The sequence below is a fragment of the Solicola agrisoli genome, from assembly GCF_049059935.1.
Lineage (GTDB): Bacteria > Actinomycetota > Actinomycetes > Propionibacteriales > Nocardioidaceae > JAURVT01.
Map to the genome: position 1 here is coordinate 80,728 of NZ_JBMGQR010000010.1, position 10,885 is coordinate 91,612.

Annotated in this window: 12 protein-coding genes; 8 read left to right on the top strand and 4 right to left on the bottom strand. The window is 72.3% G+C overall.

Features of this window, described 5'->3' with window-relative positions; translation table 11 throughout:
- The first annotated feature begins 92 nt into the window (after positions 1-92).
- Entirely contained in the window at positions 93-2,648 is a 2,556-nt protein-coding gene (locus ACI6PP_RS05990; RefSeq protein ID WP_421109948.1) for a LamG-like jellyroll fold domain-containing protein, read from the top strand.
- A 67-nt stretch (positions 2,649-2,715) separates the two neighbouring features.
- Here the strand turns inward: ACI6PP_RS05990 and ACI6PP_RS05995 are convergent, their stop codons facing one another.
- The 4 genes from ACI6PP_RS05995 to ACI6PP_RS06010 form a co-directional block, all read right to left on the bottom strand.
- Positions 2,716-4,170, bottom strand: coding sequence for an MFS transporter (locus ACI6PP_RS05995; RefSeq protein WP_421109950.1), 1,455 nt, complete (start codon positions 4,168-4,170; stop codon positions 2,716-2,718).
- A 120-nt stretch (positions 4,171-4,290) separates the two neighbouring features.
- The gene (locus ACI6PP_RS06000; RefSeq protein ID WP_421109952.1) at positions 4,291-4,632 is read right to left on the bottom strand and encodes a YciI family protein; all 342 of its coding nucleotides are present in this window, start codon (positions 4,630-4,632) and stop codon (positions 4,291-4,293) included.
- Positions 4,629-5,225 carry a dihydrofolate reductase family protein gene (locus ACI6PP_RS06005; RefSeq protein WP_421109954.1) on the bottom strand — a complete coding sequence of 199 codons (597 nt, stop codon included), beginning with the start codon at positions 5,223-5,225 and terminating at the stop codon, positions 4,629-4,631. Before ACI6PP_RS06005 ends, ACI6PP_RS06000 begins: the two co-directional genes overlap by 4 nt.
- 69 nt (positions 5,226-5,294) lie before the next feature.
- The gene (locus ACI6PP_RS06010; protein ID WP_421109956.1) at positions 5,295-6,485 is read right to left on the bottom strand and encodes an FAD-dependent monooxygenase; all 1,191 of its coding nucleotides are present in this window, start codon (positions 6,483-6,485) and stop codon (positions 5,295-5,297) included.
- A 74-nt stretch (positions 6,486-6,559) separates the two neighbouring features.
- On the opposite strand from ACI6PP_RS06010, the gene ACI6PP_RS06015 reads away from it, so the two are divergent.
- The 7 genes from ACI6PP_RS06015 to ACI6PP_RS06045 all read left to right on the top strand — a co-directional run.
- Entirely contained in the window at positions 6,560-7,075 is a 516-nt protein-coding gene (locus ACI6PP_RS06015; protein ID WP_421109958.1) for a MarR family winged helix-turn-helix transcriptional regulator, read from the top strand.
- Positions 7,076-7,159: 84 nt separating this feature from the next.
- Positions 7,160-7,630, top strand: a complete 471-nt coding sequence (locus ACI6PP_RS06020) for a DUF1707 SHOCT-like domain-containing protein (RefSeq protein WP_421109960.1) — start codon at positions 7,160-7,162, stop codon at positions 7,628-7,630.
- Entirely contained in the window at positions 7,627-8,193 is a 567-nt protein-coding gene (locus ACI6PP_RS06025) for a TetR/AcrR family transcriptional regulator (RefSeq protein WP_421109962.1), read from the top strand. The genes ACI6PP_RS06020 and ACI6PP_RS06025 overlap by 4 nt, the downstream gene beginning before the upstream one ends.
- Before the next feature lie 22 nt (positions 8,194-8,215).
- Entirely contained in the window at positions 8,216-8,668 is a 453-nt protein-coding gene (locus tag ACI6PP_RS06030) for a nuclear transport factor 2 family protein (protein ID WP_421109964.1), read from the top strand.
- Between the two features lie 102 nt (positions 8,669-8,770).
- Positions 8,771-9,202 (top strand): VOC family protein, encoded by a 432-nt coding sequence (locus ACI6PP_RS06035; RefSeq protein WP_421109966.1) that lies wholly within the window; start codon positions 8,771-8,773, stop codon positions 9,200-9,202.
- Between the two features lie 103 nt (positions 9,203-9,305).
- Positions 9,306-10,610, top strand: a complete 1,305-nt coding sequence (locus ACI6PP_RS06040; protein ID WP_421109968.1) for an HNH endonuclease signature motif containing protein — start codon at positions 9,306-9,308, stop codon at positions 10,608-10,610.
- 92 nt (positions 10,611-10,702) lie between these two features.
- Positions 10,703-10,885: VOC family protein (locus tag ACI6PP_RS06045; protein WP_421109969.1), on the top strand; the 183-nt coding region annotated here is incomplete at its 3' end.

Consider the following 10,885-nt stretch of genomic DNA (forward strand, 5'->3'; position numbering starts at 1 on the left):
GATCCCACCTCCCGGTCTGGGCTGGCTGACGCCAGGCGCACCCCGGTCCGCATGCACCACACCCACCGCGGTCACCCCGTGACCGTCCATGCGTGACGAAGGGAACTCCCGAGATGAGAACGTCCCCGCCCACCAGACGCCGCGTCGCGGCGGTCGGAGCCGCCGTCGTCGGCGTGCTGGCCGCCGGGCTCGCCGCCACCGGCGCCGCCCAGGCGCAGGCACCCGCCGCGATCCAGCCCAAGGAACCCGAGCTGACGACGCCGTGGACCGACGACGTCAGCGCCGACAACGCGCTGCCGGAGTACCCGCGTCCGCAGCTCCAGCGTGGTGCCTGGAAGAACCTCAACGGCGAGTGGCAGTTCGCCGCCGCCGCACCGGGCGAGAAGGCCCCGATCGGCAAGGACCTCGCCGAGCGCGTGCTCGTGCCGTACCCGATCGAGTCGGCACTGTCGGGCATCAAGCGCCACGAGGACCGCATGTTCTACCGCCGGACGTTCACCGTCCCGGCGGGCTGGAAGGTCGACCGCGCCGCCGGCAAGCGGTTGCTCCTGCACTTCGGGGCCGTCGACTACGACGCGACGGTGTGGGTGAACGGCACCCAGGTCGCCAAGCACCGCGGCGGTTACGACGCGTTCTCGGCCGACGTGACCAAGGCGCTGAAGGCCAAGGGCCAGCAGGAGGTCGTCGTCGGGGTCACGGACTTCACCGACCAGCGCAACCAGCCGGTCGGCAAGCAGCGCAACGAGGCCATCGCCAACCCCGGCGGCATCTTCTACACGCCGGCCTCGGGCATCTGGCAGACCGTCTGGATGGAGCCGGTGGCCCGCGCGCACGTCGAGCAGGTCGTGGCCACCACCCAGCCCAACCTCAAGGACGTCCAGGTCGACGTCACCGCGACCGGCAACCAGAAGAACACGGTGCGCCTCGACGCCTACGACGGGCGCAAGCTCGTGGCGTCGACGGTGGGCGCGGCCGGCAGGACCTCGACCCTGCGGGTGGCCAAGCCGAAGCTGTGGACGCCCGACACGCCGCACCTGTACGACCTGAAGGTCACGCTGCTCGGCCCCAACGGCCAGGCGCTGGACCGGTCGACGTCGTACTTCGGCATGCGCACCATCGGCACCACCGCGGGCAAGGACGGCAAGCTCCGCGCCACGCTCAACGGCAAGCCGATCTTCCTGAACTCGACGCTGGACCAGGGCTACTGGCCCGACGGCATCTACACCGCCCCCACCGACGAGGCCCTCAAGTGGGACCTGGACGAGCACAAGAAGCTGGGCTTCAACACGGTGCGCAAGCACATCAAGGTCGAGCCGGCGCGCTGGTACCGGCACGCCGACGAGCTGGGCCTGATGGTGTGGCAGGACATGCCCGCCCTCAACGACGGCGAGCCGAACAAGGCCGCCCGCGACCAGTTCGAGTCCGAGCTGCACACCATGATCGGCCAGCTCCGCGGCACCACCTCGATCATCGGCTGGGTGCCGTTCAACGAGGGCTGGGGCGAGTGGGACCGGACCGAGACCGGACGCGTCGCCGAGTCCGTCAAGGCCGACGACCCGACCCGCCTGGTCGACGCCCACAGCGGCGTCAACTGCTGCAACTCCAAGGGTGACTCGGGCAAGGGCGACGTCATCGACTGGCACCAGTACACCGGGCCCGCCGCACCGTCGCCGTCGGCCACCCGCATCGCCATCGACGGCGAGCACGGCGGGTTCGGCCTGGAGACCGAGGGCCACATGTGGCCGGGTCAGCCCAACGCGTACGAGATGGCCACGAGCCGCGAGGACCTGACCGACCGGTACGTCGCCAACCAGACCAAGCTGCTCGACCTGAGCCGCAAGTGCGGGCTGTCCGGCGGCATCTACACCCAGATCACCGACGTCGAGGACGAGGTCAACGGCTTCTTCACCTACGACCGTCAGGTCCAGAAGATGCTCACGGGCCCGGTCCGGTCGATCAACCGCAAGCTGTCGGCCTCCGGCAACCTCGGCCAGGCCCCGAGCGAGCAGCCGCCGGGCACTCCCGGTCTGAGCGGCATCGGGCGCTGGCCGGCCGACGACGGCTCCGGCACGACCGTGAAGGACGTGTCCGGCAAGAGCCACGACCTCACCACCAGCGGCGGCACCAGCTGGACCGACGGCGCGGCCGGCAAGGCCCTGGCGTTCGACGGCACCGGGTCGGCGAAGTCCGCCGGTCCCGTCGTCGACACGACCGGCAGCTACTCGGTGTCGTCGTGGGTCAAGCTCGACGCGACGGGCGGCGGGTTCAGCACCGCCGTCAGCCAGGACGGCGACCGCACCAGCGCGTTCTTCCTTCAGTACGACGGCGCGCAGAACAAGTTCGCCTTCAGCACGCTGGGCGGACGGGCGTACGCGAACGAGACGGCCGAGGCCGGCCGCTGGTACCACCTCGTCGGCGTGCGTGACGCGGCGGCGCAGACGTACACGCTGTACCTGGACGGCCAGCAGCAGGGCTCGTTCACGCAGTGCCTCGGCGACGCGTCCACCGGCCCGCTGGCGCTCGGTCGTGCGAAGTACGACGGCCAGCCGGTCGACCGGCTACGCGGCGGTGTCGACGAGACCCGCGTGTTCGACCGCGCCCTGAGCGCCGAGGAGGTGGCCTCGCTCCACGACGCGCCGACGTCCTGATGTCGGACGGACGCCCCGCACCAGGTCGGTGCGGGGCGTCCGTGCGTCCTGCGGTCGGTCGTCAGGGTCAGGCGTGCTCCTCCACCGACCGCGAGTCGGTGAGGCTGAGCGCTCCCCCGGCGGCGACGAGCCCGACGACCACCGCGAGCAGGGCGTAGGTGACGCGCTCGCCGTGGAAGAACGACGCGACCAGGTCGCTGCTCCACACGCCGGCAGGGAGCCGGGTGGTGACGAGGGCGGCGATCATCGTGCCGACCACGGCGGTGCCGACGCTGGTGCCGACCTCCTGGGCGGTGTCGTTGAGCGCGGCACCGATGGACGTGCGGTTGCTCGGCATCGCGTCGACGAGCGCCACGGCGCAGATCGTCATGACGGTGCGCAGGCCGACGGTCATCAGCACCATGCACACGGCGACCGCGGCGTACCCGTGGTCGACGCCCCACGACAGGCCGGCGAGCGACCCGGCCAGGAAGCAGGCGCCGATGAGGCAGGCGACGCGGTGGCCGAAGCGGCCCGCGAGCCACTCCGAGACGGGCGTCGCGGCGACCATCGTCACGATGATCGGCAGGTTCGCCAGGCCGGCACGCACCGGGCTCCAGCCGTACGCGAACTGGAAGTGCAGGATCAGCCCGAACATCACCGAGGCCATCGCGATCGACGTCCCGACCTGTGCGATCGCGGCGCCGCGCACGGTGCCGTGGGAGAACAGGCCCAGGTCGAGCATCGGCGACGCGGTGCGGCGCTCGTGCCGCACGAACGCGACGCCCGCCGCGACGGCCCCGAGGATCGACGCGAGGGTGAGCGGCGCGAACCAGCCGTGCTCGACGCCGCTCGTCGCGGCATAGCAGGCCAGGCCGATGGTGGTGATGCTGAGGACGGCGCCGGGCAGGTCGAGCGCGTCGTCGGTCAGGTCCTCCCGGCGGTCGGCGGCGACGCCGAGACGGACGCCGACGCAGGCGATCAGCGCGATCGGGGCGTTGACGACCAGCAGCCACTCCCAGCGGACGTGGGCCAGCGCGGTGCCGCCGAGCAGCGGCCCGAGCACGAAGCCGGACATGCCGACGACGATCATCACCGTCATGGCGCGCATCTGCAGCGCCTTGTCGTCGAACAGCCGGAACACCAGCGAGTTGGTGATCGGCGCCATCGCGGCGGCGGCGACGCCGAGCGCGGCCCGCAGGGCGATCAGCTCACCGGCGGTGGTGACGAGGACGACGCAGAGGCTCAGCAGTCCGAAGACGCCGAGCCCGACGAGCAGCACGCGCCGCCGTCCGAGCCGGTCGGCCAGGGAGCCGGCGGTGAGCAGCAGGCCGCCGAACGTCAGCGAGTAGGCGCCGGTGACCCACTGCAGCGCGGTCGTGCCGCTGCCGAGGTCGCGGCCGATGGTGGGCAGCGCGATCGACAGCAGCGTGTTGTCGACCATCTCGACGAAGAAGGCCAGGCAGAGCGCGGCCAGCGGGATCCACGCCGCGCGCAGCGACGTGTAGGTGCGTGACGAGGGTGGTGCGGTGGTGGTCGTCATGGGGGCCTCCTGCCGGCGGCGCCGGACCCTCCGGCGACGCAGCAGTGAACCTAGGGACGGCCGCTTTCACCCCGGTTTCACGTCGGCTTCACGGGTCCTCCCCCATGAGACCGGCCGGTCTCACGACTCGGGGTCGAACATGAACTCGCGGACCTCCTGGCCGCAGCGGCAGGCCTCCGCGAGGGCCGCGGCCCACCGCAGCGCCTCGTCACGCGTCGACACCTTGAGGACGGCGAATCCCCCGGACAGGTCCTCGGTCTCGGGGTAGGCGCCGTCGGTGACGGTGCCGTCCCCCGCGACGACGACGGGTGGGACGTCCTCGTCGAGGCCGCCGCCGAAGACGTAGACGCCCGCGTCCTTCGCGTCCTGGATGACCGCGCGCGACGCCGTCGAGACGGCGGGCAGCTCGTCGGGGGGCACGTCCATCGCCGAGCTGGGGAACGACACGAGGTAGTGGTTCACGAGGCGTCCCAGGTGCGCAGGCTGGGACGGTAGGTCAGCTCCTGGGTGCGGCCGTCGAGCGTCCGGGTCTCGAGCAGCTCGAGGTCGAAGTCGGCCGCACCGCCGAAGACCGGGGTGTCGCCGGTCTGCCCGCTGACGACGGGGAAGACCGTCACCTGCACGCGGTCGACGAGCCCGGCGGCCATCAGGGCCCAGTTCAGCGTGAGGCTGCCGTGCGAGCGCAGCGGCACGTCCGACTCCTCCTTGAGCCGCCGGATGGTCTCGACCCCGTCGCCGCTCGCGACGGTCGCGTCCGGCCAGTCGAGCTCGCCGGTCAGGGTCGACGAGACGACCGTCGTCGGGCGGCTCCGCATGAGCCCCACCCACGTGTCGTCGCTGCCCGTGTTGCCCGCGGGCGCAGCCAGCATCTCGACGAAGTCGCGGAAGGTGTTCGCGCCGAAGACCATCCGCTCCTCGTCCTGGTAGAGCGAGAGCCGGCGCTCCTCCAGCTCGGGGCCCTGCTTGCCCCAGTAGCCGCCCCAGTCGCCGGGCGGCCCGTAGGAGCCGTAGCCGTCGAGGCTGGAGAAGACGTCGAAGGTGTAGGTCGCGGTCATGGCTGCTCCTCGGTGAGGTGGTGTCGAGGTGCAGACCGGTGAGCGGCGCGAAACTCATCGCCGGTGCCGTCAGACGGGGAGCGGAACCATGCGCGGCAGCTCCTGGTCGGTGTCGGCCACCTGCGTCAGCCTCGACGTCAGGGGGGTGAGGAGCGACGAGGTCAGGGCCTTGTCGAGCAGCCCCTTGGCCGCGAGCCCGAGCCGGGTCTGCGGGAACGCGACGAGCTTGAAGCCCGGCGGCAGCCCCTGGATCTGGTCGACGAGCGGGCGCATCCACGTCTCGTAGGCGGCGAGCGCGGTCCCGAGGTCGTCGTCGGTGGACAGGTGGGCCGCCAGGACGTACCCGCTGACGAGCGCCAGGGACGCCCCGCCGCCGCCCATCGGGGTGACGCACCAGGCCGCGTCGCCCGCCAGGCACACCCGTCCGCGGTGCCAGGTGGGCATGTGGATCTGGGTGAGGTGGTCGACGTAGACGTCGTCGGAGGTCTCGAAGCCGTCCAGGACGCGCGGTGCCTCCCAGCCGACGTCGGCGTACCGCTCGCGCAGCCGCGCCACCATGTCCGCTCGCTCGAGGCCGGCGAGCTCGTCGTCACCGGTGTGGCACAGGATCGCGCGGGTCGTGCCGTGGTTGTCGGGGCGCAGGTGCACCTGCCGACCGCCGACGGTGGTGTGCCAGCGCCAGCGGTCGTCGTCGTCCTCGGTGCGCGGGATGGTGCCGAACACCATCTCGATGCCCAGGTCGCGGGGCTCGACCTCGCCGGGGAACAGCCGGTCGCGGGTCACCGAGTGGACCCCTTCGGCGACGACGAACAGGTCGGCGCGCAGCGTGCTGCCTGAGGCCGTGGTCAGCGTGACGCCGTCCGCCGCCTCGTCCACGCCCTCGACGGTCTCGTCGTAGACGACCTCCACGCCCGGCGGGAGGTGGTCGAGGATGGTGCGGGCGAAGTCGCCACGCAGCACCTCGAGCTCGGCGGTGGAGGCGTCGGGCCCGTCCGTCGGCAGCTCGGCCGTCACCGCTCCGTCCCCGTCGACGAGCACCGTCGCGGTCTCGGTGGTGTTCTGCGCCTTGATCGCCGCGGTCAGGCCCATCAGCCCGAGCACCTCGCGGGCCACGCCGCGGACGTCGACGTTCTGCCCCCCGTCACGGAACTCCGGCGCTCGTTCGACGACCGTGACCTCCCATCCGACGTGTCGCAGCCAGTACGCGGCCGACAGGCCCGCGATGCTGGCTCCGGAGATGACTGCGTGGCGTGGTGTCACGGTTCGTCCTTCCTCGATGCGGCCCACCGGCCGATTGCTTTACAGTAAAGCTACTTGAGAGCAAAGGATGTTGCATGGCGACGATCGACCCCCTGACGTCCGACTGGTCCGACCTGCAGGTGGAGGTCATGCACCGCCTGCGCGAGTGGGCCGCCAGCTACACCGAGCTGAACCACCACATGGCGGCCTGGATGGGCCTGCCCAGCTCGGACGCGCACGCGCTCGGCCTGGTGATCTGGGCGGCCGAGGCGGACGCGCCGCTGTCCCCGGCAGAGCTGTCGAGGCGCATCGGGATGACGTCGGGCGCGACCACCGTCCTGCTCGACCGCCTCGAGTCGGTCGGTCTCGTCCGGCGCAGCCGCGAGAGCACCGACCGACGCCGCGTGACCATCCGACCCGAGCCCCAGGCCCGCGAGCGGGCCCACGGCTTCCTGCTGTTCGCCGGCACCGAGTTCGCCGCGACGGTCGCCGGCACCCCGGACGACGAGCTGCGCGTCGTCGCGTCGTTCCTGGCGCGCATGACGGCCGCCAGCACCAACGGCAACGAGCGACTGACCCGGCGGGAGCGTGGCCAGGACGTCCGTACCTGACCGGTCCGCTTGACAGTGTCAAGCGTGCGGGAGATGCTGGCTTGACAGCGTCAAGTCGGCGCGACGGGACGAGAGGACCTCACGATGCACCACCTGGCAGACCACGCGGCCGGCATCCGCACGCTCGCCCCGTCGCACGCGCCGCGATCTCCCGGGCAGCGGGTGGGCGACCTCGAGCGGTCGCGCGCCGAGGACCTGCTCGGGCAGGCCTGGGCGCTGGGCTACCTGCGACGCGAGGAGCTCGACGCGCGCCTCGACCGCGTCGTCGGCTCGGCCACCGTCGCCGACGTCGACGCAGTGCTGGCCGACCTGCCGATGCACGAGCTCAGGCGGCGCGACCCCCGCGCCCGCGCGGCACGGGCGCGTCGCATGCGGATCGGGCTGCAGGTGCACGCCGCCGCCGTCGCGGGCGCGAGCCTGCTGATGGTCGCGATCTGGCTCGTCGTCGCCCTGACCGCCGGCGCATGGTTCCCGTGGCCGGTGTTCCCGGTGCTGGGCTGCGCGCTCGGGGTGGCCGGCCACGCCGCCGCGGTGCGGGGCGCGGCGCGGTGGTGACGCGCGAGCGACCCGACGCCCGCGCAGCCCTGCTCGCCGCCGCCCGCGAGGAGCTCGCCGAGCACGGGCACTCCTCGATCGGGCTGCGGGCCGTCGCGCGGCGCGCGGGACTGTCGCACGCGGCGCCCACCTACGTCTTCTCCGACCGGGCCGGTCTCCTGACGGCGGTCGCCACCGAGGGCTTCGTCGAGCTCACCGAGGCGCTCCGTGCGGTCCCCGCCGACGCCGAGCCGCGGCTGGAGGCCCTCGGTCACGCGTACGTCGACTTCGGCCTGCACCACCGGGCACTGTTCGACCTGATGTTCCGCTCCGTCGAGCTGGACCAGACCGACGAGGCACTGCTCACCGCGCAGAGCGAGTCCATCGGCGTGCTGCTCGAGGCGATCGACACCGGCGACCCGGACGAGTCGCACTCGCTCGTCCTCACCAGCTGGGCGCTCGTGCACGGACTGGTCGTCCTCGCCCGCGACGGCGCCCTCGGCGGGGCCACCGACCCCGCGGTCGACGCCACCGACCAGGCGCACCGGCTCGTCGGCTTCTTCTCCACCCTCACCGCCCGCTGATCCCGACCGACAGGAGTCCTCGATGTACCACGTCCTGGTCCGCCGGCTCACCAGTCGCATATTCGACGACGTCAACCGCCACCGGTACGACGCCGTGCTGCGAGGCTGCGCCCCCGACGTCCACCACCGCTTCGGCGGGCACCACGCGCTCGGTGGCGAGCGGCACGACAGCGACGCGCTCGCGCGCTGGTTCGACCGGCTCGGACGGCTCGTCCCCGACCTGCACCTCACGGTGGACGACGTGTGGGTGAAGGGGTGGCCGCGGAGCACCTGGGTGTTCGCGCGCTGGCACGCCGAGGCGCAGATGCCCGACGGGTCGCCGTACCGCAACCACGGCGTGCACGTCGTGCACCTGCGGTGGGGCAGGGCGGTCGAGATCGACGCGAACGAGGACTCCCAGGCCGTCGCCGGCCTGTTGGCCGCCCGCGCCGCCGCCGGCGTGGTCGAGGCTGCCGCCGAGCCCATCACCAGGTGATCGGTGCGGATCCTCTCCGGATCAGGACAGGATCAGACCGGATCTGACGAGAGTGTGGTCCCGACGCCGCGGACGGACCGCGGCCGGATCGGGAGGAACCCCATGAGCGTCACCAGCACCCTGCACGTCAACCTGCGCGGCAACGCCAGGCAGGCGCTGGACTTCTACCAGTCCGTGTTCGGCGGCGAGGTCGTCGCGGTGCCGTACGGCGACACGCCGTCGGGGCAGAGCCCGCGCCAGAGCGAGGAGATCGCCTGGGGCCAGGTGGTCTCCCCCAGCGGCTTCCACGTGATGGCCTACGACGTCCAGGACGACCTCGCCCACGACCCGGGTCTGCACGCCTACTACTTCGCGCTGCGCGGCACCGACGCCGACGAGATCACCGGCTACTGGGAGGCGCTCAGCGCGACGGCCTCCCACGTCGAGGTGCCGCTCGGGCCGTCGATCTTCTCGCCTCTGTACGGCAAGCTCACCGACCAGTTCGGCGTCACCTGGATCATCGACGTCATCGCACCCTGGAACCCGGCGGACTGATCACCGCAGGCGGTGCTCGCCCGCCCTGGAACCCGGCGGACTGATCACCGCAGGCGGTGCTCGCCGGAATCGGACTGTCGGACCCTTCTCGTAGGTTCGGGTCATGTTCGAGGACGTGCCCGTGCAGTGCCTGGTCGAGGCACTGGACGGGCACGAGTTCGTGGCGTCGCCGGCCGCGGGCCCGGTCGACCTGCAGCACCTCGACGCGATCGAGGCACTGGAGAGGCTGGCCCGGTGGGTCGCGGCCAAGCAGTACGAGCTGGTCGGCGCGCTGCACGAGCACCGCGCCGACCAGCAGTGGAACACCCCCGAGGCGACCCAGTCGGTCCAGACCGAGGTCGCGATGGCCCGCCAGGTGTCCCGCAGCGCAGCCGAGCGCCAGGTCGACCGCGCCATGGTGCTGCAGCACCTGCCCCAGGTCGCACGGCTGCTCGCCACCGGTGCGGTCTGCGACCGGGTCGTCGCCGAGGTCGCTGACGAGGCCCGCACCCTCGATGCCGACGCCATCGCGGTCCTCGACGCACGGATCGCCCCGGTCCTGACCGGGCTGACGCCCAAGCGTGCCGAGCACGCCGCCCGGGCGATGGTGATGCAGATCGACCCCTGCGCCGCCGAGCAGCAGTCCCGACGCCACCGCACCGACCGGTTCGTCAGCACCGGACCCGGCCCGGTCGGCACCGCATGGCTGAGGATCCACGGCCCGATCGAGCACGTCTCGGCCGCCTACGACGCCGTCCACGCCCACGCAGCCGGGAGGTTCGCCGACGGTGACCCCCGCACCATGGGCCAGCTGATGTGCGACACCGCGATCGAACGCCTCACCGGACTGCCCGACGCCACCTCCCCCGGCGCCGTCGGCATCGAGATCGGCGTCCTGATGGACACCGACAGCCTCCTGGGCCACCAGGACGTCCCCGCGATGATGGCCGGCTACGGCCCCCTGCCCGCCGGCCTCGTCCGCCACCTGGTCGACCACACGTCCCAGGTGTGGGTCCGCCGCCTGTTCACCGACCCCCTCGACGACACCATCACCGCCCGCGACCCCCGCCGCCGACGCTTCGACGGCCCCCTGCGCCACCTCATCGCCACCGCCGAACGCCACTGCCAACGCCCCGGCTGCGACTGCCGCCCCCGCGACGTCGACCACGTCACCGAGCACGCCGCCGGCGGCGACACCACCATCGCCAACGCCCAGTCCCTGTGCCGCCCCGACCACACCGTCCGGCACTACCGACACTGGGACGTCACCCGCGACCCCCTCACCGGCACCACCACCTGGCACACCCCCTCGGGCCGCACCTACCAAGCCACCCGACCGCCCGCCCTCGGCCACGGCCTCCAACGCACCGTCCGCTACCGCTCACCCCTCGAACGTGAGCTCGCCCGACTCGCCCACCCCGCGCCATGAGGTACGGCTCTCCTTCGGCGCCGACCGCCCCGCGGGTCGACGATGACGTGACCGGCACCCGTCGGGGGTCGCCACGATCGAAGGAGTCGTCCATGGCTTACGGCATCGCCACCGTCTGGGTCCCCGTGCAGGACATCGACCGCGCCGTCGCGTTCTACCGCGACACCCTGGGGCTGACGGTCAAGAGCCAGGACGGCGACTGGGCCGAGGTCACCGCCGACGGCCTGACCATCGGCCTGAACGCGCGCGAGACCGCCACCTCAGGTGCCGAGGGC

Coding starts and splice junctions, on each gene's coding strand:
- ACI6PP_RS06035 (WP_421109966.1), top strand. CDS start 8,771: ATGAGCGTCACCAGCACCCTGCACGTCAACCTGCGCGGCAACGCCAGG.
- ACI6PP_RS06040 (WP_421109968.1), top strand. CDS start 9,306: ATGTTCGAGGACGTGCCCGTGCAGTGCCTGGTCGAGGCACTGGACGGG.
- ACI6PP_RS06030 (WP_421109964.1), top strand. CDS start 8,216: ATGTACCACGTCCTGGTCCGCCGGCTCACCAGTCGCATATTCGACGAC.
- ACI6PP_RS06020 (WP_421109960.1), top strand. CDS start 7,160: ATGCACCACCTGGCAGACCACGCGGCCGGCATCCGCACGCTCGCCCCG.
- ACI6PP_RS06005 (WP_421109954.1), bottom strand. CDS start 5,225: ATGACCGCGACCTACACCTTCGACGTCTTCTCCAGCCTCGACGGCTAC.
- ACI6PP_RS06015 (WP_421109958.1), top strand. CDS start 6,560: ATGGCGACGATCGACCCCCTGACGTCCGACTGGTCCGACCTGCAGGTG.
- ACI6PP_RS05995 (WP_421109950.1), bottom strand. CDS start 4,170: ATGACGACCACCACCGCACCACCCTCGTCACGCACCTACACGTCGCTG.